At 63.9% G+C, this 24,951-nt stretch carries 27 protein-coding genes and 1 pseudogene; 19 read left to right on the plus strand and 9 right to left on the minus strand.

Annotation, left to right across the window (positions count from 1 at the left end):
• Positions 1-346: 346 nt before the first annotated feature.
• Both bamJ and OJ996_RS21495 read right to left on the minus strand, forming a co-directional pair.
• The gene (gene bamJ, locus OJ996_RS21490) at positions 347-832 is read right to left on the minus strand and encodes a BamJ family beta-barrel-assembly machinery protein (RefSeq protein WP_264515746.1); all 486 of its coding nucleotides are present in this window, start codon (positions 830-832) and stop codon (positions 347-349) included.
• A 71-nt stretch (positions 833-903) separates the two neighbouring features.
• Entirely contained in the window at positions 904-1,254 is a 351-nt protein-coding gene (locus OJ996_RS21495) for a nucleotide pyrophosphohydrolase (RefSeq protein WP_264515747.1), read from the minus strand.
• A gap of 219 nt (positions 1,255-1,473) precedes the next feature.
• Between OJ996_RS21495 and OJ996_RS21500 the strand changes: the two genes are divergently transcribed.
• The 3 genes from OJ996_RS21500 to OJ996_RS21510 all read left to right on the plus strand — a co-directional run bounded on the left by OJ996_RS21500 (position 1,474) and on the right by OJ996_RS21510 (position 3,354).
• On the plus strand, positions 1,474-1,638 hold the full coding sequence (locus OJ996_RS21500) for a hypothetical protein (RefSeq protein WP_264515748.1): 165 nt from the start codon (positions 1,474-1,476) through the stop codon (positions 1,636-1,638).
• A gap of 134 nt (positions 1,639-1,772) precedes the next feature.
• The gene (gene msrB / locus OJ996_RS21505; RefSeq protein ID WP_345783801.1) at positions 1,773-2,267 is read left to right on the plus strand and encodes a peptide-methionine (R)-S-oxide reductase MsrB; all 495 of its coding nucleotides are present in this window, start codon (positions 1,773-1,775) and stop codon (positions 2,265-2,267) included.
• A 4-nt stretch (positions 2,268-2,271) separates the two neighbouring features.
• The gene (locus OJ996_RS21510) at positions 2,272-3,354 is read left to right on the plus strand and encodes an alpha/beta fold hydrolase (RefSeq protein WP_264515750.1); all 1,083 of its coding nucleotides are present in this window, start codon (positions 2,272-2,274) and stop codon (positions 3,352-3,354) included.
• 163 nt (positions 3,355-3,517) lie between these two features.
• Here the strand turns inward: OJ996_RS21510 and OJ996_RS21515 are convergent, their stop codons facing one another.
• A complete protein-coding gene (locus OJ996_RS21515) occupies positions 3,518-4,021 on the minus strand; it encodes a DUF4240 domain-containing protein (RefSeq protein WP_264515751.1) in 504 nt (167 codons plus the stop codon).
• A 91-nt stretch (positions 4,022-4,112) separates the two neighbouring features.
• On the opposite strand from OJ996_RS21515, the gene OJ996_RS21520 reads away from it, so the two are divergent.
• The 10 genes from OJ996_RS21520 to OJ996_RS21565 all read left to right on the plus strand — a co-directional run bounded on the left by OJ996_RS21520 (position 4,113) and on the right by OJ996_RS21565 (position 14,061).
• Complete coding sequence (locus OJ996_RS21520) at positions 4,113-4,637, plus strand: PH domain-containing protein (protein WP_264515752.1); 525 nt, start codon at positions 4,113-4,115, stop codon at positions 4,635-4,637.
• 47 nt (positions 4,638-4,684) lie between these two features.
• The gene (locus OJ996_RS21525) at positions 4,685-5,488 is read left to right on the plus strand and encodes a TIM barrel protein (protein ID WP_264515753.1); all 804 of its coding nucleotides are present in this window, start codon (positions 4,685-4,687) and stop codon (positions 5,486-5,488) included.
• 169 nt (positions 5,489-5,657) lie between these two features.
• Positions 5,658-6,107 (plus strand): nucleotidyl transferase AbiEii/AbiGii toxin family protein, encoded by a 450-nt coding sequence (locus OJ996_RS21530; protein WP_264515754.1) that lies wholly within the window; start codon positions 5,658-5,660, stop codon positions 6,105-6,107.
• A gap of 38 nt (positions 6,108-6,145) precedes the next feature.
• A complete protein-coding gene (locus tag OJ996_RS21535) occupies positions 6,146-9,787 on the plus strand; it encodes a hydantoinase B/oxoprolinase family protein (protein WP_264515755.1) in 3,642 nt (1,213 codons plus the stop codon).
• Between the two features lie 164 nt (positions 9,788-9,951).
• Positions 9,952-10,620: a hypothetical protein gene (locus OJ996_RS21540; protein WP_264515756.1), complete on the plus strand. Its 669-nt coding sequence runs from the start codon at positions 9,952-9,954 to the stop codon at positions 10,618-10,620.
• An 81-nt stretch (positions 10,621-10,701) separates the two neighbouring features.
• The gene (locus OJ996_RS21545) at positions 10,702-11,211 is read left to right on the plus strand and encodes a HEAT repeat domain-containing protein (protein ID WP_264515757.1); all 510 of its coding nucleotides are present in this window, start codon (positions 10,702-10,704) and stop codon (positions 11,209-11,211) included.
• Entirely contained in the window at positions 11,208-11,732 is a 525-nt protein-coding gene (locus OJ996_RS21550; RefSeq protein ID WP_264515758.1) for an RNA polymerase sigma factor, read from the plus strand. Before OJ996_RS21545 ends, OJ996_RS21550 begins: the two co-directional genes overlap by 4 nt.
• Positions 11,729-12,712 (plus strand): hypothetical protein, encoded by a 984-nt coding sequence (locus tag OJ996_RS21555; RefSeq protein WP_264515759.1) that lies wholly within the window; start codon positions 11,729-11,731, stop codon positions 12,710-12,712. The genes OJ996_RS21550 and OJ996_RS21555 overlap by 4 nt, the downstream gene beginning before the upstream one ends.
• Positions 12,713-12,945: 233 nt before the next feature.
• Positions 12,946-13,659 (plus strand): hypothetical protein, encoded by a 714-nt coding sequence (locus OJ996_RS21560; RefSeq protein ID WP_264515760.1) that lies wholly within the window; start codon positions 12,946-12,948, stop codon positions 13,657-13,659.
• Positions 13,660-13,845: 186 nt separating this feature from the next.
• Complete coding sequence (locus tag OJ996_RS21565; RefSeq protein WP_264515762.1) at positions 13,846-14,061, plus strand: hypothetical protein; 216 nt, start codon at positions 13,846-13,848, stop codon at positions 14,059-14,061.
• A gap of 5 nt (positions 14,062-14,066) precedes the next feature.
• Here the strand turns inward: OJ996_RS21565 and mntR are convergent, their stop codons facing one another.
• Both mntR and OJ996_RS21575 read right to left on the minus strand, forming a co-directional pair.
• The gene (gene mntR, locus OJ996_RS21570; RefSeq protein ID WP_264515763.1) at positions 14,067-14,507 is read right to left on the minus strand and encodes a transcriptional regulator MntR; all 441 of its coding nucleotides are present in this window, start codon (positions 14,505-14,507) and stop codon (positions 14,067-14,069) included.
• A 68-nt stretch (positions 14,508-14,575) separates the two neighbouring features.
• Positions 14,576-16,222 (minus strand): glycoside hydrolase family 5 protein, encoded by a 1,647-nt coding sequence (locus OJ996_RS21575; protein ID WP_264515764.1) that lies wholly within the window; start codon positions 16,220-16,222, stop codon positions 14,576-14,578.
• A 114-nt stretch (positions 16,223-16,336) separates the two neighbouring features.
• On the opposite strand from OJ996_RS21575, the gene OJ996_RS21580 reads away from it, so the two are divergent.
• From OJ996_RS21580 to OJ996_RS21590, 4 genes and pseudogenes are all read left to right on the plus strand, one after another.
• Entirely contained in the window at positions 16,337-18,118 is a 1,782-nt protein-coding gene (locus OJ996_RS21580; protein WP_264515765.1) for an ABC transporter ATP-binding protein, read from the plus strand.
• Positions 18,119-18,991: 873 nt separating this feature from the next.
• Positions 18,992-19,129 (plus strand): annotated as a pseudogene (locus OJ996_RS26455) (DUF4339 domain-containing protein); the annotation flags it as partial.
• A 102-nt stretch (positions 19,130-19,231) separates the two neighbouring features.
• Complete coding sequence (locus OJ996_RS21585; RefSeq protein WP_345783802.1) at positions 19,232-19,990, plus strand: TIGR00266 family protein; 759 nt, start codon at positions 19,232-19,234, stop codon at positions 19,988-19,990.
• Complete coding sequence (locus OJ996_RS21590) at positions 19,990-20,406, plus strand: tetratricopeptide repeat protein (RefSeq protein WP_264515767.1); 417 nt, start codon at positions 19,990-19,992, stop codon at positions 20,404-20,406. Before OJ996_RS21585 ends, OJ996_RS21590 begins: the two co-directional genes overlap by 1 nt.
• Before the next feature lies 1 nt (position 20,407).
• Here the strand turns inward: OJ996_RS21590 and OJ996_RS21595 are convergent, their stop codons facing one another.
• The 4 genes from OJ996_RS21595 to OJ996_RS21610 are packed head-to-tail and all read right to left on the minus strand — an operon-like array spanning position 20,408 to position 22,625.
• Positions 20,408-20,794 carry a cytidine deaminase family protein gene (locus OJ996_RS21595; protein WP_264515768.1) on the minus strand — a complete coding sequence of 129 codons (387 nt, stop codon included), beginning with the start codon at positions 20,792-20,794 and terminating at the stop codon, positions 20,408-20,410.
• Between the two features lie 3 nt (positions 20,795-20,797).
• Positions 20,798-21,181, minus strand: a complete 384-nt coding sequence (locus OJ996_RS21600) for a hypothetical protein (protein ID WP_264515769.1) — start codon at positions 21,179-21,181, stop codon at positions 20,798-20,800.
• A gap of 26 nt (positions 21,182-21,207) precedes the next feature.
• The gene (locus OJ996_RS21605) at positions 21,208-22,203 is read right to left on the minus strand and encodes a chorismate-binding protein (protein WP_264515770.1); all 996 of its coding nucleotides are present in this window, start codon (positions 22,201-22,203) and stop codon (positions 21,208-21,210) included.
• Positions 22,200-22,625, minus strand: a complete 426-nt coding sequence (locus OJ996_RS21610; RefSeq protein WP_264515771.1) for a hypothetical protein — start codon at positions 22,623-22,625, stop codon at positions 22,200-22,202. The genes OJ996_RS21605 and OJ996_RS21610 overlap by 4 nt, the downstream gene beginning before the upstream one ends.
• A gap of 218 nt (positions 22,626-22,843) precedes the next feature.
• Here OJ996_RS21610 and OJ996_RS21615 point away from each other — a divergent pair, with 218 nt between their 5' ends.
• Positions 22,844-23,149, plus strand: coding sequence for a PEP-CTERM sorting domain-containing protein (locus OJ996_RS21615; RefSeq protein WP_264515772.1), 306 nt, complete (start codon positions 22,844-22,846; stop codon positions 23,147-23,149).
• Between the two features lie 139 nt (positions 23,150-23,288).
• A complete protein-coding gene (locus OJ996_RS21620; RefSeq protein WP_264515773.1) occupies positions 23,289-24,920 on the plus strand; it encodes a glycoside hydrolase family 5 protein in 1,632 nt (543 codons plus the stop codon).
• Positions 24,921-24,951 lie beyond the last annotated feature (31 nt).

The raw sequence follows: 24,951 nt of genomic DNA on the forward strand, positions 1-24,951 counted from the left end.
CGATCCCCCCGCCTGCCCGCCTGCTGTTCAAGACAACACACACTAACACACCCCCCGAAAAGGAACACCCGCTGACCGCGTCCCCCACGCTGCTAGCGGGTTTTTCTTTGGCCGTTTTCCACGGCTGTTAGGACGTACGTGGAATCCCTGTGCGCGACTGCGTGATAGCAAGTGTCCCAAAATCGGCCATGATCTCCCGCGTGAGCGACGCCAATCCCCCGTAGGTCCGCTTGCAGCCCCCCGAAAAACGAGATCCCCCCGATCCCCAGAGCACACACCCCCAAAGAATTACCCGCTGGAGCGCTTCTCACGCCGCAGCGGGTTTTTCTTTTCCGGAGATCGAAGCTTAGCGGATGCCGAGCAGCTCCACCTCGAAGACGAGCGGGCTGTTCGGCGGGATGTCGGGGCTCGGGCTGTTCGCGCCGTAGGCCAGTTCCGCCGGGATGGTGAACTTGAACTTGTCACCCACCTTCATCAGTTGCACGCCTTCGGTCCAACCTTTGATCACCTGGTTCAGCGGGAAGCTGGCCGGGGTGCCGCGCTGCACGGAGCTGTCGAAGACCTTCCCGTTCAGCAGGGTGCCGTGGTAGTGCACGGTCACGGTATCGGTGGCTTTCGGGTGGACGGTGCCGGTGCCGCTCTTGAGGACCTTGTATTTCAGGCCGCTGGCCGTGGTCTTCTCTTCGTCCGTGGGAGCGGCTGCCGGAGCGGCGGCATCGGCCGGGGCGTCCGCTTTGGGGGCAGCGGGTTCCGTGGTCGTGGGAGCCGGCTTGTTGCAAGCGGCAAGCGAAAGGGCGGCGAGGGCCGCAAAGAAAAGAGTGGTGGATTTCATGGATGATCGTTGGATCGCCCCTGAGGAATCGGCGTTGTGTGGCCGCGGGTCAAGCCGGGAGGTCCAGGGGCCTAAAGCTCGTTGTATTTGAGATTGTTCCCGCGGGCCTTGTCCTGCGGGTAGCGATGCTCGTTGCGCGCGATCTTCGCCTCCATCACCTCGCCCAGGTTCATCCCGAGCAGATACGCCATCTCGAAGAGCAGGATGCCCACGTCCGCGATCTCCGAGGCGATCTCGTCGCGCTTCTCCGCGGCGCGGCGCTCGACCTGATCCGGCTGCTGCCAGACGAAATGTTGGAGCAGTTCCCCGGCCTCCGCGGCGATGGCCACGGCCATGTCCTTCGGGTTGTGATACTGCTGCCACTCCCGTGCGGCGACGAAGGCGCGGATGCGGCCGGTGAGCTCGGAGATGGAGTCGGACATGCGCGTTTTATGGACGAAAGGGCGGAGGAGGCCAAGGGCGGGGTAGGGGTGTTTCGAACAGCGGGAATATGAAAATCAAGTGAAACCGGCGAGGGTGGCTTGCGTAGTGCTCATAGTTGGACGAAATGACATGTGATGAATGCTAATACACCCCCTGCTGCTCAGACAGACCCTTTGAAATGCCACGTCGGGGATTGGATCCCCGCTTCAGCTCCGGTTGTGGCCGATTGGAACCGCCGCCGCGGCGTTTACTGGTATCTGGTCGGCGGTTTCGTGAAACGGCGCATGCAGGGTGCCGGTCCGGTGAATCCGGCGACTCCCTGGGGATTTGAACTCAAGCGAAATCCCGCGCTGGGTGGCGACGTATGGGTGCGCAGCTCCTGAGCGGGCGGGAATAGCCCGCCCTCTTGCATCCTCTTGCTGCCGTGCGTAAATCTGTTTCGATGAAATCCGCCCTCATGCTTGCCGCCGCGCTCACCCTGTGCGCCTGCACGGCCGAGGAAAAGAACGACAAGGTCATGGAAACCGCCAGCACAGCGCCCGAGCAACCGACCGGCAAGGTCGAGAAGTCCGACGAGGAGTGGAAGAAGATCCTCACGCCGGAGCAATACCGCATCCTCCGCCAAGCCGGTACCGAGCGGCCGAACGGCGAGGTCTACAAGCAATTCAACCAACAGGGTGAGGGCACCTACTACTGCGCCGGCTGCGGTGCGGAGCTTTTCACCGCGAAGGAGAAGTTCGACAGCCACTGCGGCTGGCCCTCCTTCTACGACCCCTCGAAGGCCAAGAACGTCACCACGCGCGACGACTTCTCCGGCGGCATGGTCCGCACGGAAGTGAACTGCGCGAAGTGCGGCGGCCATCTCGGGCACGTTTTCAAGGGAGAGGGTTTCAATACCCCGACCGACCAGCGCTACTGCATCAACGGCGTGGCGCTGAAGTTCGTCCCCGCCAAGGCGGAGAAGAAGGAAGAGGCCAAGAAGGAGGAGCCGAAAGCCGAGGAGAAGAAGTAAGCCGATGCGCGCCCTCGCCCTCCTCCTGCTGCTGGCTCCCGCCGCCTTCGCCCAAGCCGATCCCTTCTCCGCGCTGGACGCGAACAAGGACGGCAAGATCACGATCAACGAGGTCCCGGACATCGCCCGCGGGCAGTTCAAGGGCTTCGATGGCAATGGCGACGGTGCCGTTACCCGCGAGGAATTCCTCGCGGCGGCTTCCGGTCAGACGGGCGGCGAAGCGGGCAAGGCAATCGAGCTCTCGCACCTGAAGGATATCGACTACGTCGGGTCTAACAATCCGCGGCAGAAGTTGGATCTGGTGGTGCCCAAGCGGGCCGGTGCCGCGAAGCGTCCGCTGGTGGTCCTGATCCACGGCGGCGGCTGGCTCTCGGGCCGGAAGGAAGATGTCGGTGATCTCGTGCGTTTGCTGGCATCCACCGGCGACTATGTGGCCGCGACGATCAACTATCGGCTCACCCAGGAAGCGGCGTGGCCGGCACAGATCCACGATTGCAAGGCGGCGATCCGCTTCCTCCGCGGCAATGCGGAGAAGTATGGCATCGATCCCGAGCGCATCGGCGTGATGGGCCTTTCGGCGGGCGGGCAGTTGGTCTCGGTGCTTGGCACGGGCAACGACGAGCCGGTGCTGGAGGGAAGCCTCGGTGGCTTCGCCAAGGTCAGCAGCCGGGTGCAGTGCGTGGTGAATTTCTTCGGGCCTACGGATTTCCTTACCTTCTTCGGGAAGGATACCACGGCGGCCCGCTTGAGAGGGGCGAACATGATCTCGCAGTTCCTCGGTAAGAAGAGCGACCCGGAGTTGAAGGAGAACGCGCGCCAGGCTTCCGCGGTGACCTGGGTGACGAAGGACGATGCGCCCTTCCTGACCGCTCACGGCACGGAGGATAACCTGGTGCCGCTGGATCAGGCGGAGAAGATCCATGCCGCGCTGGAATCGGCGAAGGTGGAGAGTCATCTGATCGTGATGCAAGGGGCCGGGCACGGCTTCGCGAATGCCGAGCTGAACCGGCGCATCCGGACCTTCCTGGACAAGCATCTGCGAGGTCTCCCGGGAACGATTTCCGACGAGCCGATCGCGGTGAGGTGAGATTCTCTACGACTCTTGGTAAGGAAGATTTTCGGTCGGGATCCCAATGCAATCCCCTAGGCCGAGCTCCGAGTCCCTAAGATGATATTGGGAGCGGATCAACGGCTGGAGTTGCGTGCGGCGGGTGGAGCTGGTCCCGGGACGAGGCTCGCTCTGGGGGATATCAGGGAAACCTGCGGCTGAGCTTCGGATAGAGCCGGGGCAGGTCCTCTTCATCCCAATCGTCTCCGGATGGGGTCGTAGGGAAATCGGAGCGAATTCCGGCCTCTCCGACGACCTGCTCTTCCGCATCGGTGACGGCATAGGCGAAGCCTTCGTAGCAGGGCTCGCCGTCGAGATAGGGTTGTTCGGCCAGGCTGTCGGGGTCCTTCACGGCGCTCTCGAAGACCGCGCGGCCTTGGGAGATCAGCGTCGAGCGGAAGTCGTCGAAGCCGTCATCCGAGCAGCCGCCGTCGATGACATAGGCGGCACCCCAGAGACCCCAGGTGTAGGCCTTCGCATCGCAGGCATCGAAATGACGGCGGAAGGATTTCATCTCATCCGGGTCGAGGGTCTCCAAGCGTTCGCGCAGGAGATCGCACTTCACATCCATATCTCCTCCGGAGGCCTCGTGAACGTCCCCGATGATTTCCCAGAAGCGAGTGATCGTCATCGGGAGCCTAGACATGGGCGCGGGGATTGTTCTTTCAAGCAAGCGCTCCAAATCCTGTCCATTTCTCCACTTGTTGAACCCCGGGCTTATCCCTCAGTCTGCAAACGTGAGCGAAGAAGTTCTCTGGAAAGGCAGCCCCTCGCAGGTGCTGAATCTCGGCAAGTATGTGGTGGCCCTGCTGCTGGCCGCGGGCATCGTGGTGGCCGGCTTGTTCCCCGGCCTGCAGATCGTCTGGGCCGCACTGGTCCTGCCGCTCGGCTGGGCGCTCTGGACTTTCATCGAGACGCGCAGCGTGCACCACGAGTTGACCTCCGAGCGGATCCGCCTGCGCTCCGGAATCTTCAACCAGAAGATGGATGATGTGGAACTCTACCGGGTGAAGGATACCTCGATGGAGCGGCCCTTCTGGTATCGAATGTTCGGTCTCTCCACGCTCATCATCGAGACCTCCGACCGCTCGCAGCCGCGGATCGAGATCAAGGCGGTGCGCAATGGCGACGATCTGCGCGAGACCCTGCGCAAGCAGGTGGAATTCTGGCGCGACCGGAAGCGCGTGCGCGAGGTGGATTTTGACGAGGGTGCGGTAGCCGATGCCGGCCAGGACGAAGGCGGGCAGGGGACGATTGTCTGACGTTCGGAGGTGGACTCGCGGCGCTGGGTAATCTCAAATCGCGCCGCATGACCGAACTTCCCGGACGCACCCCGCACACGCCAATCGCCGTCAATATCGAGATGTGGTTCGAAGGCTCCTTCGAGGAGCGGATCGAGCAAGCCGCCGCGCTCGGCTTCCCGGCGATCGAGTTGTGGACCTGGCGGGACAAGGATCTGGTGACGGGTGCCGGGCTGCTGAAGAAGCATGGCATGATCGCCACGCAGTTCACTGCCTGGGGTTTCGGCCAGCAGATCAATCACCCGCAGTATCCGGTCGAGGACTTCGTGAACGAGATCAGCGCCGCCTGCGATGCCGCGGATCTCTTGCCCGGCTGCGAGCTGATGACCGTGGTAGGCGGGGACAATATCCCGGGCCTGACCAAGGAGCAGATGCATGCCGCGGTGATCGAGAAGCTGCGCGCCGCCGTGCCGGTGCTGGAGGCGAAGAAGAAGACGATCATCCTGGAGCCGATGAATCCCTACAACCACCCCGACCACTGCCTCTACGGCAGCGAGGACGGGGTGGCCATCTGCAAGGCCGTGGGCTCGCTGCGGGTGCTGCTGAATTGGGATCTCTTCCACATGCAGCGCTACGAAGGGAACCTGATCGACAATCTGGAGCGGCATAAGGAGTGGATCGGCTACGTGCAGTTCGCGGATTCCCCGGGCCGCTTCGAGCCGGATACCGGCGAGGTGCGCTACAGCGAGCTGTTCCGGAAGGTGCGCGAGCTGAAGCTGCCGTTGCCGCTCGGCGCGGAATGCCTGCCCTACGCGAAGGATGCCCGCCGTGCGGCGGAGCGGCTGTATCAAGTGGACCTGCAGTCGGCGTAAGGGGCTCGACACTCGGCGTGCGAATGCTAGGCTGCTGACATGGAGAAAGTCGTGGTGAAGCGCTCCTTGAAAAGCGAGGGAATCCCTCCTCTGGTCACGGATTCCGCCGAGGCTCTCGAAATCTTCGCCGAGCTTCTGGAGCGCGGGGCCTCGTTCTATCCTAACCACAATGAAGCTGCAGAAGGATATCCGCGAGTTTATCGGGTTGTTGCTCTCGCGGAAAGTTGAGTTCCTGCTCGTAGGAGGCTACGCGCTTGCGTTTCACGGTGCACCGAGGTTCACGGAAGATATCGATTTCCTCGTCTTGGTTTCTCCTGAGAACGCGGAGAAGCTGGCGGGAGTATTGGATGACTTCGGCTTTGATGAGTTGGGTCTTACTTCAGCGGACTTTCTTGTCCCGGATCAGGTGATCCAACTCGGGCGAGCTCCGAACCGGATCGATCTGCTCACCGGGATAAGCGGCGTAACTTGGGAGAATGCTTGGAATTCGAGAACGCCTGTCATCATGGACGGGTTGGAAATCCAAGTAATTGGCAAGGCAGCTCTGGAGGCAAACAAGGCCGCAACGGGGCGTCCTCAAGACTTGGCGGATCTGGCGAGATTGAGAGGGGTGGACTGAGCGCTTGCCGGTGGCATGCCGGCGGCTTTGATCCCGGTATGCAAGCAGCGTGGCGCATCCGGGTGGATACCGGCGGAACCTTCACCGATGCCTGGGCCCTCGGTCCGGACGGGCAGGAGCGGCGCGGGAAGATCCTGTCCGATGGCACCCTGCGCTGCACGCTGACCGCCCGTGACGGGGACTGGTGGATCACCGACTGCGGGGTGGAGGCACCGGATGATACGCTCCGGGGCTGGCGTTGCGGGGAGGCGATCGTCTCCGGAAGCCGCGACGGTGCGAGACGTCTGAGGTTCGATCGAAGTACGACGAATCTCGTAGTTGGTGCGGTCATCGGACTCTCCAGCGGGGATGAGGCCCCGGTTGCGGTGGCACGAATTCTTACTGGAACGCCGGTGGGAGAATCCCTGCCGCCGGTGGATTTCCGGGTGGCCACGACCCGTGGCACGAATGCTCTGTTGGAGAGGAAGGGAGCACGGCTCGCCTTTTTCACGACCAAAGGATTTCACGATCTGCTGGTGATCCGGGACCAGCGGCGCGCGCGCTTGTTCTCCCTGGAGCAGCCGGAGCCGGAGGTGCTGGCGTCCTTCACCGCGGCGATCCCCGCGCGCATGAGCGCGGGAGGTGAAGTGGTGACGCCCTTGGATGAGGCGAGCCTGCGGCAAGCTGCTGGCGAGCCTCTAAAATCCGGCTGCACCGTGGCGGCGGTGGCCCTGCTGCACGCATGGAAGAATCCGGCGCAGGAACAGCGTGCCGGGGAGATCCTGCGTGAGGCGGGCTTTCGGCACGTGGTTCTCTCCGCAGACATCGCGCCGCTGATCCGCCTTCTGCCGCGGGCGGAGACGGCCGTGGCGGAGGCTTTCCTCACGCCGGTGATGGAGCATTTCGTCAGCCGGGTGGCCGGAGCTCTGGAGGACAGCGAGCCATGGCTGATGACCAGTGCGGGCGGCTTGGTGTCTGCCAGCCGTTTCCGACCGAAGGACTCGCTGCTATCCGGTCCGGCGGGCGGTCTGGTGGGTGCTGCGGAACTGGCGCGGGCGGCGGGTTTTCCTCGCGTGCTCACTTTCGATATGGGCGGCACCAGCACGGATGTGGCGCGGATCGACGGCCCTTTCCAATGGCGGCAGGAGCAGGAGATCGGGCCAGCGCGAGTCTTCGCTCCGGCCCTGAAGATCGAGACGGTGGCGGCGGGCGGCGGCTCGATCTGCAAGTGGCGGAACGGGCGGTTGGAAGTCGGCCCAGAAAGCGCCGGTGCCGATCCCGGCCCGGCCTGCTACGGTCGCGGCGGGCCGCTGACCCTGACCGATGTGAATTTGCTGTCGGGTTTCATGGATGCGGGCAAGGCGGGGATCCCGCTCGATCTGGCTGCGGCGGAGAATCGGCTGCAAGAGCTGCTTGCCGAGATGGCAGGGGCCGGTGAATCGGCCTCGCGTGATGGTCTGCTTGCGGGCCTGCGCGATATCGCCGTGGAGACCATGGCGGAAGCGATCCGCGGTGTGAGCGTGCGCGAGGGGTGCGCTCCAGAGGACTTCGCGCTGCTGGCTTTCGGCGGGGCCGGGCCGCAGCATGCCTGTGCGGTGGCAGAGAAGCTCGGCGTGCGCTCGGTGCTCATTCCTGCGGATGCCGGGCTTTTGAGTGCCTGGGGGCTTGAGCGGGCGCGGCGGCAGGAGCAGCGCGTGCGACAGGTGTTGAGACCTTTGGATGCGGCTTCTTGTGAAGTCATCTGGAGAGAGCTTGCCGAAGAAGCGGCAGAGGGTTTGACGCGTCCCGTGTTCCGCTGGCTGGCGGATCTCCGCTTGGTGGGACAAGATACGGCACTCGTCGTAGAAGCCGGTGACGTGGACGAGTCTGCGGAGCAACTCCGGGAGAAGTTCGCGGCGGAGTATCGTCTTCTCTACGGCTATGCTCCTCCCGTCGGCAAGGCGGTGGAACTGGTGTCGCTCCGTGTGGTGGCGGAGGAGGGGCAGACGGCGCAGGTTCGGGAGGATTTCCCCAGCGAAGTCACCGTGGGACCGCTCCTATTGCAGGATCGTTTCTCCACCTGTGTGATTCCCGCGGGGTGGCAGATGAGGAGGGGGACGAAAGGAACGCTTTTGTTAGGGCGGGAAAGGGAGCTCCCTCAGTCCTCCCCGGATGCACTGATGCCTGCGGCCGTGAGAGCAGGGCTCTTCCGCAGCCGCTTCGAGGGAATCGTGAGCGCCATGGGTGAACTCCTGCGCCGCACCGCGCTCTCCACGAATGTGAAGGAGCGGCTCGATTTTTCCTGCGCCTTGCTCGATGGGGAGGGTCGCTTGGTCGCAAGCGCCCCGCACGTGCCCGTGCATCTCGGAGCGCTCGGCGTCTGCGTGAGGGAAGTGCTGAAGGTGCTCGATCCCGGGCCGGGCGATGTGATCGTGACGAATCACCCGGCCTTCGGTGGCTCGCATTTGCCGGACGTCACGGTGATCGCGCCGGTCTTCGATGCCGATGGTCAGCGTGTCGCTTTCGTGGCAAACCGCGCGCACCATGCCGAGATCGGCGGCAAGGCACCGGGCTCGATGCCAGCGAATGCGCGCTCGTTAGCAGAGGAGGGCGTGGTCATCGCGCCGCGCCTGCTGGTGGCCGCTGAGGTGCCTCGCTTCGATGAAGTGGAGGTGTTGCTGCGGGATGCCCCGTGGCCCTCGCGCAGGATCGGGGATAACCTCGCCGACCTCGAAGCTCAGCTTGCCTCCGTGCATCACGGCGGGGAGGCGATTGCCCGCCTCGTTTCCGAACACGGCGGCGAGGTGGTGAGTGCCGAGCTCTTCGGTATCCTCGCCCGTTCCAGCGCACTCATGAACGAGCGCCTGCAAACATCCGGCATCGATCGGGAAGCGGCATCAGCCTTCGACGACGGCACGCCTCTTCGGGTTTCAGTTCACGCGGGTGAAGGGAAGATGCGTATCGACTTCAGCGGCACCGGTGCGGTGCACCCGCGCAACCTGAATGCCACGCCCGCCATCATACGCAGCGTGGTGCTGTATGTCCTGCGCCTCTGGATCGGTGAGGACGTGCCCTTGAACGAAGGACTGCTGGAAGCCGTCGAGATTATCATTCCGCCCGGTTTGCTGTCGCCCGATTTCGGGGACGATCCGAATGCGGCTCCCGCGGTAGTCGGCGGAAATGTGGAAACCAGCCAGCGGCTTACCGATCTCCTGCTGGAAGCGCTCGGGCTGGCGGCGAACGGACCGGGCACCATGAACAACTTCCTCTTCGGCGACGACAGGGGCGGTTACTACGAGACCATCGCGGGCGGCTCGGGTGCGGGACCGGAACACAAGGGCGCTTCCGGTCGGCACGTCCACATGACGAACACGGCGATCACCGATCCCGAGATTCTGGAGCACCGCTTCCCGGTGCGCCTGTGGAAGTACGAGATTCGCCGTAGTTCCGGCGGCACGGGGGGCAATCCCGGAGGGGACGGCGTGGTCCGCGAGGTGGAGTTCCTGAAGCCCCAGACCGTTTCTTTCCTGACGGAGCGGCGTCTTTCCGGTCCCGCGGGCATGCGGGGTGGCGGTGATGGCCAAGCAGGAAAGCAGACAAGGATTTTTCCGGAGGGAGGCGAAGAGGTCCTGGCCGGCGCGGTGACCTATCGGGCGGAAGCCGGGGAGCGGGTGAGGATCGAGACTCCAGGAGGCGGGGCTTGGGGATCGGGAAGTCTCTGAGGTAGAGCATTCGGTCCCGAGGCTAAAGGAGCCTCCGGAAAATAATCGCAAAATCCGCCAAGAAAGCGCGGGCTCATCCGACTTGCATGGTGCAATCGCCGGAAATCGGGGTTTAGGACCCGCAATCCCGGACGGCGATTTTCCATCATAAGTCGTTTGTTTCCATGAAATCCTTTGTTTTCACGATCTCCGCTCTTCTTGGCGTTGCGTCCGCGCAGGCCCAGTCCAAGCCGGGCTCGATCTCGCCGCTGGTTTTCTCGGCCACCATCACCACGCAGAACGCCCCGATCGACCAGAACCTCCCGAACGGAGCGAAGCGCCGGCTCTTCACCACCTCCGCGGTCCGTTTCACCAACCGTGAGATTCTGGAAGGAATGCGGGCTGCGGCCTTGCTCGACAGCTCGATCCAAGGTTGGTCGCTGGCTCGCATCGCGAATCCGGCCGGGGTGGGGAACCTCTACGCCATCAAGCAGGGCAAGACCGCCGTGGCCGTGCCCGCCACCTTGCTCACGCAGCCAGCGGTGCAAGGCTCCGCGACCACCGGTAACTCCTTCATTCCGGCCACCGGAGCGGAGCAGCCGAACCTGGTCCGCCGCTCCTATGCCACCCTCGACGTGCGTCAGGGTGCCAGCAGCGCGGCCGGAACGCAGACGCTGAAGTTTGGCAACCTGCGGATTGGCACCACCACCACGGTCGTCGCCACCCAAGCCGATAACTTCAACGTCTACGGCAAGAGCAACACCGGTGTCGGCATCGTGTCCGGCACCTATCGCACGGCTCGCCCGCAGCTCGCGAACCTGATCGCCCTGTTCCCGGGTGCCACGGTTCCCTGAAGTCTGATTCCTGTTCGATAGAAACGGCGCTCCGTCCTTCCCTCCTTGGCGGGGCGCCCTTTTTGAAACTCTGGCAGTCCCATGAAAAAGCTTCTCATCATTCTCGGCCTCGCGATCTGGGTCATCCTCATGGTCCTGATGCCGCCCGAGGCTCCCGCCGAGGCGAAGCCGGTGGCGATCCCCGCCGTTTCGGAATCGGCCAAGTCCGGGTCACGCCGTCCTGCCGGGGACGCGATCGAGAAGCCGAATGGCCGTCCGAAGGTGCGCATGGCCGCGGAAGACCACCGTGAGGAAGTCCGCGGGGTCATTGATGCCGCCGTAGTGACCTATTCCCCGGAAGGGGTGAAGGCCATCCGTCCTTATCTTGGCGACGCCGATCCGGAAATCCGGAGCATGGCGCGGGAGGGGATGGTGCAGCTCGGCGAGCCGGATGCCATCCCGCTGCTGCGCGAGGCCGCCGTGGGACTAAAGGATCAATCCGAGATCGCCTCCTTGCACGAGGCGGCCGATCTGCTTGCCTTGCCGGCGTGGTCGAGTTCGGAGGAAGCGGCGACGGTCATTGCCGAGATCATGGACGACACCAGCAGGTGAAGGAAGCGAGGTCCACCGAGCCGGGCGGCAACTGGCTGGCGGAGATTCTCGTGCGCTACGAGAAGCCGCTGCTGAAGCACGCGTACGGCATTTGCTCCGACCGCGAACTCTCGCGTGACGCGGTGCAGGAGACATTTTTCCGCCTCATCCGCACGCGCGACAAAGGCATGCCGGAGAATCTCACCGCCTGGCTCTTCACAGTCTGTCGCAATGTGCTGACGGATCACCTGCGGCGCCAGAAGGTGGTGCAATTCGGCTGGGACTTGCCGGAGATCGAGGATGACGGGGCCTCGCCCCATCACCGGCTGGCCCAGGGCGAGCGCGAGGAGAAGCTGGCGGCGATGGTCGCGGAGTTGCCGGAACGCGAGCGCGAGCTGGTGCGGCTGAAATTCCAAGTGGGCCTGAGCTACAAGGAGATCGAGGAGCTCACCGGGATCTCGCAAGGGAACATCGGCTACTTTCTGCACCGCGCGGTGAAGGAACTGAAGGACCGCTGGCAACGGGAAGGAGGGGAGGGATGAAAGACCCCTTTGAAGATTTTCTGGAGGACACCTTGGGCGGGCCCGAGGACTTGGAGCTCGGCCACGAGATGCGCCGCCGCCTGCTGGAAGCGGCGGTGGCAGATGAGGCCCTTCCTGACGAGAATGTAGTCCGCATGGAGCGCCCGGACCCCGTGGAAACGGAGGGCTTCGACTGGCTGCTGGGAGAAGCTCCGGCCAGCGAGAAGCTGATGATCCGGATGATTCAGGATCCTCTTTTCCTCGATTCGCTCGATGGCCAGCGTGGATTCGTCGTTACCCTGCGCGAGGCTCTGCGCCGTACTGCGGCCGCCACCGCGCTGCCGTCGCGCCGCCGTCGCTGGCTGCCCGCGGCGATCCTATCGGCCGCTGCCGCGCTGGCCGTGACAACCGGACTGGTTCTTTTCAAGCCGACCGCGGACACGCCGGACCTCACCGAGGAAGTCGTGGAGGCTCCTGCCGTGGAAGTGCCCGTGCTCCGCCCACCTGCCAAGGCGATCACGGCCTTGGTCGATTCACCCGGGACGGAGGACTCCTCCGAGCCGTCCCCCTTTGCCTCCGAGATCGCCGGTGCATCCCCCCCCGCACTGGCAGATCTCGGCGGCACGGGTCGGAGCGTGGAGCTGGATGATCCAGCGCTGTCATCCGAGCTCGCGGGGGCTTTGCAACTCCCCGGAGAAGAGCCCTCCATGCCAGCGCCTCTGCTGGCGATGCTGCGCGAAAGCGGGGCGGTGTCGGGAGGCAGCTCTGAAAGCGATGATGGCTCGCTCCTGCTGGCGAGCGGCCCGAGCTTCCCGCATGTGGGGGGATTCGGCAGCTTCGGCTTCGGTGGCGATGGTCTTGGAATCGCACTCACGGGACCGGGCCGGGGTGGTGGCGGGAAAGATGGAAGCATTCCCGAACCGGGCGGCGCCCTGCCGGTGATGATCGGCTTCATGGTCCTGCTCCTCAGGCGCCCGCGACGCCAGAAGAGGGGCGATTAAGTCCCGGTGTGAGGATTTTTGTTGACGCGATCAACATAACATCCGTCTAACCGATTCCCTCTATCCGGCTCGGGTGGGGGGCGGGGTATCGGTGGGGGATTCTTTGATTCTACTAGGGCTGCAGGGCGTACTACGCGCTTACGTAGGGCATTTCTACGTAAAGGCGTGATGCACGGTATTTCAGGGAGCTGAATAATGGCTGCGAATTAAGCAACTTTTTCCCTTACCTCCCTATGACCGCTCAAGACCGCATCAACCAATTGGCCCAAGCTGCTCTCCGCTCCGCTCCTCCGACCGGCTCCGCACCCAAGCCGGCGACCTATATGCCGAGTTTCGAGCAGATGCGCTCGGAGCAATTCATCGAGAAGGCAGCCGCCGCCAAGACCGAGGCTGCCGCCCCGGTGGCTGCTACTCCCGCCGCTCCTTCGCCCACGGTGGTCAAGGATGCGGAGGAGAGCGACAAGGATCTAACCTCTCTGCTGGATCAGCGCGATGAAGCGAAGGGCAAGAAACTCCGCCGCGCGAGCTTGGCGGTGACCTGCACCCTGCTGGCGCTCTGCACCGGCGCTGGCGCTTTCGTCACCTTCAACCCCACGGCCAAGCGGAAGATGAACTCCGTGGTGACCGCCTTCCAGCAAAGCGGCAAGGACCTGAAGTCCCTCACCTCCATCATGGACACCTACGAGAATCAACTCGACAAGGTGGCCGTGCAGGGTGCCCGCATCGATGCCGCCACCATGGCGCTGGGCGTGGATCCGAATACCGATACCTCCGGCCAAGACGCTTCGATCAATGCCGCCATGACGGACATGTCCGGTGGTGGGGCCGGTGGCCCGACCGTCTCCGAGCGGGACGCTGCCCTGAAAGCGAAGTTCGGCGTGGTAGGCAAGCTGGCCAAGGACATGGCCCCGGAAGCCCCGAAGGCGGAGTCCGACGTGCAGTTCTAATCCATCACTTTGATAGGGTGTAGTGCAGACCCCGGTGGGATTCCCGCCGGGGTCTCTTCGTTAAATGGGTTGGGGTAGGAGGTGGGTGTCTCCCGCAAACGCGTGGGGTACCCCTGACGTGAAGGCGTAATGTTCCACATACGTAGAGTCTGAATAATGGTCACCGTAATCGCTTCATTCTCTCCCATGACGACTCAAGAGCGGATCAACCAGTTGGCCAGTGCAGCGCTTCGTTCCCAGCCGGATGCCGGCCTTGCGCCGAAGCCCGCCACCTTCATGCCGTCCTTCGAGCGTCTGAAGACCGATGAGTTTGTGGTCGCGCCGGTGGCGCCCGCCATGCGCTTGCAGATCGGGATCTCCCAGAATGCGTTCGACGCCGCCTTCAACGCGATCTCCCGCTGAGGAGATCAGGTGCCCGGATCGATCTTCGCCCGGGCTTCCTGAAGCAGTCGCGGATTCGCCTCGAGAAGATCGGCGATCGCGCGGATCACCGCCAAGGTCGGGCGGGACACGTGGTGCTCCATGCCCTCGACATCGCGGTAGATGGTTTCCTCTTCGAGGCCGAAGAGACGGAGAAAGCGGGTGAGCGTTTCGTGGCGCTCGATGATGGCCCGGGCGATGTGGTGCCCCTGCTCGGTGAGGACGGTGCCGCGGTACTTCTCGTGCTTCACCAGCCCCTCGCTATCCAGGCGGCGCAGCATGTTCGTCACGCTGGCCTGCGAGATGCCGAGGTTCTTCGAGATATCGACCGCGCGGGCATAGCCCTTCGCCTCGATCAGATGCAGGATCTGCTCGAGGTAGTCGTCCATCGCGACGGAGCCGCTGGTGCGTTGGGATCGTGCCGCCACCGCGGGGAGTGAAGACGGCGCGGGAAGATCGCGCAATGATGGATGTGGCGCGATGTCCCACTTCGGGCCTACTTGGCGAAGAGCGCCTCGCGGAGCCCGGTCTTTTGGTTTTCCGCATCCCAGTAGCCGAATCCGGCCTTCCAGTCCCACATCGCCCAGGGCATGCGGCGTTTCTCGGCAGCCTTCCGGAAGTCGCGGATGTAGCGCTCGCGGCTGGCCGGGTCGGCCTCCTTGAAGCAGCCGAACTCGCCGATATGGATCGGCCGGCCGAAGTGGGTGGACCACGCCGCGGCATCGTCCAGCAGCAGCTCGAAGCTGGCGGCAGTGCAGGGATTGTCGCTGCCCTTGCGGGTATTGTAGGCCTCGATCCATGCGACCAGACCGGCATTTCCGCGCAGGGACTCCGGCAGGGTGACCGGCTGTGGCGGCGGCCCGGGGTACGAGATCCCTCGTAGATCCTGGAGATTCACCCAAGAGGCGCGCTGGTGGGTGAACTGGAAGGGCTCGTAGCTATGGATGCTGGCGATGATCCGCTCATCGCCATCGGGCAGGAAGAAGCGGTCCAGCCCGGGCACGCTGGCCCACTGCGGCGGATTGGCCAGCAGGATGCGCTCCGGATTGCTCTTGCGGATCGCGGCGATTCCATCGGCATGGACCTTGGCGAGAATCTGGTCATCGAGCGCGGCATTCGGCTCGTTGAGCAGCTCGAAGAAGAGCTGCTGCGGCCAGTCCTTGAAGTGCCGGGCGACGATCTCCCAGCCGGAGGCGAAGGCGGCGCGGTGCTTCTCCGGTTCCTTGCAGAGATCCTCGAAGTGATGCCAGTTCAGGATCACGGTGAGCTTGCGTTCGAGCGCCCGCTTCAGGACCGGCTCCAGCTCCGCGAGCAAGGCCGGTTTGATGGCACCATTCTCCAGATGGTAGTGCCACGCCACGGGCACGCGGATGTGGTCGAAGCCTTCGTCGGCCACACGGTCGACATCCTCGATCCCGTATTTGATTCCCCATGAACCGGGCGGTGCTTCCCAGCCATTGCCGAAGTTCACGCCGCGCTTGAGGGTGGCACAGGCCCGGTGGGCCGGAGTGTCCTGGCCCAAGCGGGCCGGGGCCTTGAAGCCGGGGACGGTGGCGGCGCGGGCGTGGAGTTTCAGGCTCACCGGCACGCCGGATTTCACCGTGAGTTTGCTGATCAGCGGGCGGCCATGCCAGGAGGCGGCGCAGGACTTGCCCGCGAGGGGCTCGCTCCCGGCCAGGGGCCATTGACCCGCGGCGGGGTAGGGGCGCCATGGTGATTCCCAACTTGCGGGCTTTCCATCGGCGATGGCCTCGAAGCCACCATTCGGAATGGTGGTGCCGGTGGCGGAGAGTTCATCCCACAGCACCTCCTGCTGGCGGAGCACGCCGGGCCGGGCCTCCGCCCAAGGACCGTTCAGATCCAGCTCGATCTCGCCATCGTGCGCCGGAGTGAAGCTCACGGTCATCTCGCGCCAGTTCCACCAGCGGATCGGGAAGCGGATATCGCTCAGGCGCGCGTTCTTCTCCGGGCTGTCCTCGAAAGTGCCGGGGCTGGCTTCACCCAGCGAAACGCGGAGATCGCGGATCGGCTGCCCCGCGGCAGGGACGCGGAGGAAAAGCCGGGCCTCGGCGGGCGGGTAGGGGACGAAATCTTCCGCGGCGGCGGGCAGGGCGAGGAGCAGGGGGAGCAAGCGGCGGAGCATGTGGCAAGACACTACGCGAGGTCGGCGGCAAGACGATCAGCGATGTCGCGGGCGAGGTAGGCGCCGCGGTCTCGCGGTTTGACGCGGGGGCCCGGATCGTCTCCCATCCGCGGCATGCGGAACTCCGGGGAGGACAAGAAGAAGCGCGATATCAAGGGCGGCCTGGCATGGGTGCTCTCCTACGTGCGGCCCTACCGGCATATCTTCATCCCTTCCCTGGTGGCGCTTTTCGTCACGGCGGCGCTCTCGCTGGCATTTCCCTTCTTCCTGAAGGAGCTGATCGGCGATCCGGCGGATGCTTGGAAGGACGGCAGCATCGACGTGCTGGCCACCCGCAAGAAGGCCGATGAAACGATCCTCTGGCTGGTGGGCATCCTCGCGGTGCAGGCCTTCATCGCCTACTGGCGGGTGAGGGGCTTCACCCGGGCCGGGGAGGCGGCGCTGAACGACCTGCGGCGCGATCTCTTCCAGCATCTGCTCAAGCTGCCGATGCCCTTCTTCCAAGACCAGCGCTCCGGCTCGCTGAGCAACCGCATCTCCGCGGATCTCGGCGTGGTGCGGGAGACGGTGCTGAACACCCTGCCGCAGGCGGCGCGCCATAGCGTGGTGCTGGTCGGCAGCTTGATCGCGATCTTCGTCTTCTCCTGGAAGCTTTCGCTGGTGATGCTGTGCAGCGTGCCGGTGGTGGTGCTGGCGGTGGCGATCTCCGGGCGCAAGGTGCGCAAGCATTCGCGCGAGGCGCAGGACGCACTGGCCGAGTCCGGCATGGTGATGGAGGAAAGCGTGCAGGGGATCGCGGACGTGAAGGCCTTTTCGAACGAGAGCTTCGAGAAGACCCGCTACGATCGCGCGCTCGACCGCTTCTTCGATGTGACGCTGAAGGGGGCGAATGCCCGTGCGGCCTTCCTCTCCTTCGTGATCTTCGCCATGTTCGGAACGATCGGTGGCGTGGCTTGGTATGGCTCGCACATGCTGGCCGGCGGCGGGATCGATCAGAAGGATTTCACCGGCTTCATTCTCTTCAGTGTGTTCGTCGGGGCATCGCTCGGGACCATGCCGGAGATCATCTCGCAGTTCCAAGCGATGTCCGGTGCCACCGAGCGCTTGCGCGAGCTGATGGCGGAGCGGTCGGAGCGCAGCGGCCGTCTTTCCGCCGCCAAGCTGGGCGGTGCGCTGGCTTTCGACAACGTGAGCTTCCGCTATCCCTCGCGGCCGGATGCCCCGGTGCTGCACGAGCTTTCCTTCATCGCGGAGCCGGGCAAGCGCATTGCCTTGGTAGGGCCATCGGGCGCAGGCAAGTCGACGGTGTTTTCCTTGATCCTCGGCTTCCACGAGCCGGAGTCGGGTCGTGTCTTGTTCGATGAGAGCAATGCGGCGGACCTCGAACTCGCTGCCATCCGCAAGCAGATCGCCGTGGTGCCGCAGGAGGTGATGCTCTTCGGCGGATCGATCCGCGAGAACATCGAATATGGACGCCCCGGCGCGAGCGCGGAGGACATCGAGGCCGCGGCCAAGCAGGCGAACGCGCATGAGTTCATCTCCAAGCTGCCGGAGGGCTACGACACCTTGGTCGGCCCGCGTGGCGTGAAGCTCTCCGGCGGTCAGCGCCAGCGCATCGCGATCGCCCGGGCGATCCTCGCCGATCCCCGCATCCTCTTGTTAGATGAAGCGACCAGCGCGCTTGATACCGAGAGCGAGCGACTGGTGAACGAAGCGCTGGAACGCCTGATGACCGGTCGCACCAGCCTCGTCATCGCGCACCGTCTCTCGACCGTCCGGGATGCGGACACGATCCTGGTGCTGAACCACGGCAAGCTGGTGGAAAGCGGCACCCACGATCAACTGATCGCGAAGCAAGGCACCTATCACCTGCTGGCGGAGACGCAGTTGTTGTGAAGAGCCGTCAGCAGGGTATGTAGTCCCGCCTTCAGGCGGACGAAGCCACGGGAGGGGCTGTTTCACCAAGATTCTTGCAACTGCTCCCCATCCCGGTATCCCGTGGTATGCCCTACCAATGGCGCAAACTCTCTGCTGCGGAGCGGGAGAACCGGCTTGCTCTGAGGAAGCTCTTAAAGCGTCCATGGCACCGCCCGCCTCACTTCTCTCAAGGGTCTATCCACTATCATTTGTCTTCGGCTTGCTATGAGCACCGGCCTTTCATCGGGAACTCGGAGCGACGCATGCATGACTTTTCGGTACTGTTGCTGGAGGCGCTTTCCGTGTCTCCGGTTGCCTGGTGTGTGCTACCGAATCATTACCACCTCTTGATCCGCTCCGATGACATCAAGAAGACGGTGAGCGAATTGGGACGACTTCACGGCCGGACATCTTTCCAATGGAACGGGGAGGATGGGCTCAGGGGGCGTCAGGTATGGCACTCTGCTTCGGACCGCGCGATGCGAAACGAGGAGCACTTCTGGGCGACGGTGAACTACATTCATCATAATCCGGTGAAGCATGGTCATGTAGGGTCTTGGTGGGATTGGCCCTATTCAAGTGCCCTGGATTTTCTGGAGGCAGAGGGGACGGGGGAAGCCGCGCGGATATGGAGGGACTATCCTGTCTTGGACTACGGCAAGGGATGGGACGATTGAGGGCATTGTGAGCAACAAAGGTAGCTTCGTCCGACTGAAGGCGGGACTACTTACCCTTGAATACCCGCTCACTCATGAGCTTCGGATTGGAATCCCGGCCTTGTGATGTAATCGCCATTTCCGCCGCGCGCTGCATTCTTGCGCGTCGCGAAGCGACTATTATCCTTCCAGCACGATGAAAACTTGGCATTACCACGGCTCCTCCGGTTCCACCGCCACGACTTCTGAAGAAAACCTCGCCGAGCTCGTGGAGAGCGGCGCGATCACACCGCAGACCTACATGTGGACGCAGGGGATGGGCGGATGGGAACCGGCCGCGAAGGTGCTCCCCGATCTCTTCCAAGGTGCGGGTGCCCCGCCGCCGCTTCCTCCGGGTGGCGGCCCGCCTTCGCTCGGCGGCAAGCGCTCGCACGAGATCGATTACGAGATCATCGGCGAGTCGATCCAGATGGTGGAGATCGAGCTCGATCCCGGCGAGACGGTGATCGCGGAAGGCGGCGCGATGAACTACATGGAAGACGGCATCGCCTTCGAGACGAAGATGGGCGACGGCTCCACGCCGGACCAAGGCTTCATGGGCAAGCTCATGGCCGTCGGCAAGCGCGCGCTGACCGGTGAGTCGCTCTTCATGACCCACTTCACGAACCGCGCGGGCGGCAAGAAGCGTGTCACCTTTGCCGCACCCTATCCCGGCACGGTGGTGCCGATCGATCTGGCCCAGCAGGGCGGGGAATTGCTTTGCCAAAAGGACGCCTTCCTTTGTGCCGCGCTCGGTACGCAGATCGGCATCGCCTTCAACCGCAAGCTCGGTGCCGGCCTCTTCGGCGGCGAGGGCTTCATCCTCCAGCGCCTGCAGGGCGATGGCGTGGCCTTCATCCATGCGGGTGGCACGGTGGTCCGCAAGGAACTGAAGGGTGAGAAGCTCTTCGTGGACACCGGCTGTCTGGTGGGCTTCACCAAGGGCATCAACTACGACATCCAACGCGCCGGTAATCTGAAGTCGATGGTCTTCGGCGGCGAGGGTCTCTTCCTCGCCACCCTGCAGGGTCACGGCACCGTCTGGCTGCAGAGCATGCCCTTCGCCCGTCTCGCGCAGCGCATCACCGGCATGTATGCCAGCGGCCGCGAGCAAGGCTCGGCCCTCGGCGGACTTGGCAATCTCTTCGGTGACTGATGTCCGAGGACGAGGAGATCCAGAGCATCTACGAGTGGATCGATGCGGATGACTACACCACCGCGGAGCTGCTGATCCAGCGGCTCCGCGATCAAGGGTGTACCCGCTGCGAGCTCAGCTTGTTCGAGGCGATCTGCACCTACGAAAAGAAGGATGATGCCGGGTGCCTGCGCTTGCTCGCGGAGTTCTTGCGGGAGGCGCCGGGCCATCCGAAGCGCAGCTACGCCATCTTCACCGCCGCGATCTGCTTGGTGAATCTTGGTCTGGAGAGAAGGGCGCTCGACTTGCTGAGGAGCCTGCCTTCTTCCTATCCGGATCGAGGTGCCGAGCTAAAGAATGTTCGTGCCGTGCTCGCCAAGCGGCGGGCGGCCCGGGTGCACGCGGATGCGATCCAGGCGCTGCTCGAGGGCGACTGATCTACTCCGGCAGCAGCTCACCCAGAGACGCGACCCTGCCGCCTTCTAACAGGACGCGGGCCTGCCGGTTGCGGGGATCGATCTGGGTGAGGAACTCGCGGCAGCGACCGCAGGGCGCCAAGATGCGATCCTCCGCCACCGCGACCACGGTCTCGATCTGTGTCTCGCCCGCCTTGATCATCTCCGCGGCGGCGGCGTGCTCGGCGCAGAAGCCCATGCCGCAACTTACGTGGATGCAGATCCCGGTGTAGATATTGCCGAGAGGAGTGCGGATGGCTGCGGCGACACTGGCGGCATCCCAGTCCGGGCGGCCCAGCGTGATTGGGCGGACCAAGCTGCGGGCGGTGGCGAGGAGTTCCTGATCAGCCCGCTGCGTCCGGTATTCCATGTCTCAGCGAACCATAAAGATATTGAAGTAAAAGATCAACGAGGGAAGCACCGCAAGAAGGCCCAGAAGGGCAACGGGCAGTGGTCGGCTACCCACAGCGGGAACGATGGTGAAGCCGGGCAAGAGAGGTGCGACGAGTAGCAAGTAAGGTAGCCATGGCGGTGGGGTGGGAGTCCCCGGGGGAACCGGGCTTGCGCCGCTGTAGGAGACCACAAAAAGTTCCATCGCTGTGACATAGGTAATGACAATGCCTAGCATGAATGCTGCGACCGCATAAGGTGCGAGGAAACGGTGGGCCGTAGGAGCAGTGCCCACGCGGGCGATTCGATAGGCAGCCGCGCCGGTCAGGGTAAGACAGGCGAGAATGTGGATATAGACGAGGAACATGCCGGTGCGTGTTTGCTCCAAGCCGATCACCAGCCGAATCGCGCCTTCACCGCTTCCCGCTTGAGCCGCAGCTCGCGCCATTCATTCACCAGACGGCTCGCCTCGATCACGCCGCAGCCGGCGGGCAGGCGGATTTGGCGGCCGCTCCACCACACGCCGCGGATCGCGACGATGGCGTGGAACTCGCCTTCCACCATCGCACCGAAGGGCGCGCCGAATCCTTCCGGCGTTCCGAGCCGGCGACGCCATGCGATCAACTGCTCCATCGTCTCCGGCGTGCGTGGCAGCGGGCCCAGCGCCGGGGTAGGATGCAGGCGCCGGATCAGCGAAACGGGATTCTCTGCTTGGTAGAGATCCACCTCGATGGGCGTGTGGAAGTGGACGATCGAGCGCAGCTCCATGATTCCCCGCGCGCCACGTCGCACCCGGCCGATATCGCCGAGCTTCGCGACCAGCGACTGTGCCACGTACTCATGTTCGCGGATCTCTTTCTCGTCTACCGCCAGCACGTCCCGCTCCTCCGTGCGTGCCGTCCCGGCCAGCGCCATCGTTTTGAGCACATTGCCGGTCAGGGAAAAGAGCCGCTCGGGAGAGGCCCCGGCGAAGCCCGTGCTGCCATCCGTGTAGCCGTAACCCAGAAGCGGTTCGCTCGATGCCGCCGCGGCGGCGAGCAGGATGCTACCCGGGTCCGCCGCCATCAGTCCTCGCTCCACCGCCACCGGCACGGTCTTCTCGAAGATGCCGGCACGGATCGCCGCGCTGACTTCCTGGAAGACGGTCGCGAAGGCCGAGGCATCCGGTGCATCCCACACGCAATCCGGGATCGCGGGCAGCGGGCTGGCACTCCGCTCCACCAGTTCCCAGCGCTCCGGGATGTGCCAGGGCTCCTCCGCGGTCAGCCCGAAATCATTCCGGTAAAATGCGGTGGCTCCCGCTGGTACGACATTCGTCGTACGAAAGGGCCCGTAGCCGCGCAGCGTGCGACCGCCCGGTAGATCGAGAAATGCAATCGCCTCGCTCACGCTCCGGTTCCTCCTGTCTTCATCCGGTCCATTTCCGCGCTCATGGCGGAGACGAGTTCCTCCAGCTCCTTCGCCCGCTCCTGCACGCGGGCAGCACGCTGGCCATGGATCGCGAAACCGATCGCAAAGAGAATGATGCCGCAGGGAATGAGCACCCCCGAGATCCCCAGCATCACCGAAACCGAAGTAGAAAATGAGGGAGCGGAAGCGCCCCGGCTTCCCATGGAGTCAAAAAGCATGAACATGCTGAGCGAGTAGGCGATGGGGCCTACGGTATTGAGAGCCGTACCAATCGCCATCAGCCACCACGGCGCGCCACGGCGGGTGCGCCACATCCCGGCCAGGCCGATCCAGAAACACGACATCAGTCCCAGGAAGAGGACGATGGAAACGATCGAGAGCCAACTGGATGCAGTGGACATGAGCCGATCCAATCCGCGAGGGCCGCAATCGTCAATCGCAGCGGACCTGCTATGATCGGAGCGTCAAAATGGCGGCAAAATACCTCTTTCAGGAATGACAGGAAATTGGCGCCCTGCGCAGCTTTTGGCTCGACTTCCCGGCACCTTGGTTTTGTCATGGCAAACAGGTTTCCCCAAGAAGCCTGCAAACCCAGCCTCCCACTTCAAACCCAAACCCAATGACGGCCCGGCAGCAGCTCGTGTCCTGCGGTGTGTCGTGTGTTCTAGCTCTCTCCGGCTCCGCCTTCGCGGCGGTAGCCCTGTGCGATGAGAGCGGCAGCACCGGCGGAAACCGCCCGCTCGGTCGTCTCGAGGAGGCAACGGATTTCACCACGCAGAGTCTCGCCGCCGAAGGCGCGGAGACGGATCTGCGGGTCACCCGCGTGGATCGCGTCCCCGGCATGCTCACGGCAGTGCCGGAGCCGGCGGCGATCCTGATCGGGAGTATCGGTTTGCTGGCATTGGTCCGCCGGCGAAGGGGATGACGGGTTCTGTCCCCGGAGCCGCGCTTCCGCAAGGGAGCGCGGCTTTTCCTTTTTCGGTGGGGAGGGTCTTGGTCTGTGATCTGCAATGCACGGTTGCCCGGGCCCGTAGAGCTCGGGCACAGTGCGAGCGTTCCCCATGATGCGATTCCTTCTTCCTCTCCTCTCCGCGGCGGTGCTGGCTGCTCCTGCCCGCGCCGTCGAGCCTGCGGGCCTGCTGGCGAACGGCGACTTCGAGACCCTGACCGAGCGCGGCAATGCGGCCGGTTGGCCGGTCACGGCGGATATCACGCTGGAGAAGGAAGGCACGAACCACTTCATGCGCCTCAAGTGCCTGCGCCCCTTCTCGAAGGTCATGGTCCACCGCGAAGTGGCGGTGGAGCCGGGCATGGAAGCCTTCGCCCTCAACTACAAGGTGCGCCATCAGGACATCAAGCGCGGCAAGGAGAACTGGCATGACGGCCGCATCATGATGAACTTCAAGAGCGCCGCGCTCCAGCAGGTGGACCCCTCACCGAAGCATCCGTCTTTCAGCGGCACGCAGAAGGACTGGCAGGAGCGCTCGCAGCAATTCCGCGTCCCGCCCGGCGCCAAGAAGCTGGAGATGATTTTCACCCTCTTCGAGCCCGAGAGCGGCAGTCTCGACCTCGATGACATCAAGCTGGTGAAGATCCCGCTCGCGGAGATCGAGAAGGCCGAGGCGGACGCGAAGAAGAAGGAGCAAGAGCGCATCGCGGCGCTGCCGAAACCGAAGGCCCAGGTGCCGGTGCCCGCAGCCGACAAACTGCCGAAGCCGCTCAAGGTTGCTGGCAACCGCCTCGTCACGCCGGATGGCAAGGAAGTGTGGCTCCAAGGTCTGGCAATCCCGAGCATGGAGTGGTCCGCCGGTGGCGAAAACATCCTGAAGTCGATCGAAGTCGGCATCGGCCAGTGGAAGGCGAACTGCATCCGCCTCTGCCTCGGCGAGAAGTTCTGGGCAGGCAGCGGGCCCTATCAGAAGGACGGCGGCATGGCCTATCGCCAGCTCGTGGAGGATGCGGTGAATGCCGTGGCGGGGAAGGGTGCTTACATCGTGCTGGACTTGCACGCCTATCGCGCGCCGCAGCAGATCCATGCGGAGTTCTGGAAGGATGTCGCCACCCGCTACAAGGATCACCCCGCGGTGATCTTCGAGCTCATGAACGAGCCGCACGATATCCCTTGGGAAGTCTGGCAGAAGGGTGGCCCGGTGACCGACAAGAAGAAGGGCGGCGATGCCCTGGCGGAGAACCAGCAGGAGCTGGTGAGCTTCCAATCGATCGGCATGCAGGGCTTGGTCGATGTGATCCGCGCCACCGGTGCGAAGAACCTGATCATCGCGGGCGGCCTGGACTGGGGCTACGACCTCTCCGGGGTGCTCGCCGGGCATGCGCTGGAGGACAAGGTCGGGAACGGCATCATGTATTCCAGCCACGTCTATCCGTGGAAGAGCGATTGGCAGGGCAAGTTCCTCGCCATCGCGGAGAAGTATCCCATCTTCGTCGGCGAGGTCGGCGCGGATACCCAACGGATGGAGTTCATCCCGCCCGAGCGGCATGAAGATCCCGCCACCTGGGTGCCGGACATGCTGGGGGTGATCCAGAAGCATCGCCTGAACTGGACGGCCTGGAGCTTCCACCCGAAGGCCACCCCGCGGGTCCTGTTAGATTGGGACTACACCCCGACTCCCTTTTGGGGCGTACCGGTCAAGCAGGCCTTGGCCGGGGAGAAGTTCGAGACCAAGCGGCTGCGGTGAGCAGCGCCGGGGACAGGAATATTCTCAGCGA

Source organism: Luteolibacter rhizosphaerae (assembly GCF_025950095.1).
Taxonomy (GTDB): domain Bacteria; phylum Verrucomicrobiota; class Verrucomicrobiia; order Verrucomicrobiales; family Akkermansiaceae; genus Haloferula; species Haloferula rhizosphaerae.

What these genes read in the sequence shown, in the direction of transcription:
- bamJ (WP_264515746.1), bottom strand. Translation starts at nt 832, where the DNA reads ATGAAATCCACCACTCTTTTCTTTGCGGCCCTCGCCGCCCTTTCGCTT.
- OJ996_RS21495 (WP_264515747.1), bottom strand. Translation starts at nt 1,254, where the DNA reads ATGTCCGACTCCATCTCCGAGCTCACCGGCCGCATCCGCGCCTTCGTC.
- msrB (WP_345783801.1), top strand. Translation starts at nt 1,773, where the DNA reads ATGGAAACCGCCAGCACAGCGCCCGAGCAACCGACCGGCAAGGTCGAG.
- OJ996_RS21510 (WP_264515750.1), top strand. Translation starts at nt 2,272, where the DNA reads ATGCGCGCCCTCGCCCTCCTCCTGCTGCTGGCTCCCGCCGCCTTCGCC.
- OJ996_RS21515 (WP_264515751.1), bottom strand. Translation starts at nt 4,021, where the DNA reads ATGTCTAGGCTCCCGATGACGATCACTCGCTTCTGGGAAATCATCGGG.
- OJ996_RS21525 (WP_264515753.1), top strand. Translation starts at nt 4,685, where the DNA reads ATGACCGAACTTCCCGGACGCACCCCGCACACGCCAATCGCCGTCAAT.
- OJ996_RS21530 (WP_264515754.1), top strand. Translation starts at nt 5,658, where the DNA reads ATGAAGCTGCAGAAGGATATCCGCGAGTTTATCGGGTTGTTGCTCTCG.
- OJ996_RS21535 (WP_264515755.1), top strand. Translation starts at nt 6,146, where the DNA reads ATGCAAGCAGCGTGGCGCATCCGGGTGGATACCGGCGGAACCTTCACC.
- OJ996_RS21540 (WP_264515756.1), top strand. Translation starts at nt 9,952, where the DNA reads ATGAAATCCTTTGTTTTCACGATCTCCGCTCTTCTTGGCGTTGCGTCC.
- OJ996_RS21545 (WP_264515757.1), top strand. Translation starts at nt 10,702, where the DNA reads ATGAAAAAGCTTCTCATCATTCTCGGCCTCGCGATCTGGGTCATCCTC.
- OJ996_RS21555 (WP_264515759.1), top strand. Translation starts at nt 11,729, where the DNA reads ATGAAAGACCCCTTTGAAGATTTTCTGGAGGACACCTTGGGCGGGCCC.
- OJ996_RS21560 (WP_264515760.1), top strand. Translation starts at nt 12,946, where the DNA reads ATGACCGCTCAAGACCGCATCAACCAATTGGCCCAAGCTGCTCTCCGC.
- OJ996_RS21565 (WP_264515762.1), top strand. Translation starts at nt 13,846, where the DNA reads ATGACGACTCAAGAGCGGATCAACCAGTTGGCCAGTGCAGCGCTTCGT.
- OJ996_RS21575 (WP_264515764.1), bottom strand. Translation starts at nt 16,222, where the DNA reads ATGCTCCGCCGCTTGCTCCCCCTGCTCCTCGCCCTGCCCGCCGCCGCG.
- OJ996_RS21580 (WP_264515765.1), top strand. Translation starts at nt 16,337, where the DNA reads ATGCGGAACTCCGGGGAGGACAAGAAGAAGCGCGATATCAAGGGCGGC.
- OJ996_RS21590 (WP_264515767.1), top strand. Translation starts at nt 19,990, where the DNA reads ATGTCCGAGGACGAGGAGATCCAGAGCATCTACGAGTGGATCGATGCG.
- OJ996_RS21595 (WP_264515768.1), bottom strand. Translation starts at nt 20,794, where the DNA reads ATGGAATACCGGACGCAGCGGGCTGATCAGGAACTCCTCGCCACCGCC.
- OJ996_RS21600 (WP_264515769.1), bottom strand. Translation starts at nt 21,181, where the DNA reads ATGTTCCTCGTCTATATCCACATTCTCGCCTGTCTTACCCTGACCGGC.
- OJ996_RS21610 (WP_264515771.1), bottom strand. Translation starts at nt 22,625, where the DNA reads ATGTCCACTGCATCCAGTTGGCTCTCGATCGTTTCCATCGTCCTCTTC.
- OJ996_RS21615 (WP_264515772.1), top strand. Translation starts at nt 22,844, where the DNA reads ATGACGGCCCGGCAGCAGCTCGTGTCCTGCGGTGTGTCGTGTGTTCTA.
- OJ996_RS21620 (WP_264515773.1), top strand. Translation starts at nt 23,289, where the DNA reads ATGCGATTCCTTCTTCCTCTCCTCTCCGCGGCGGTGCTGGCTGCTCCT.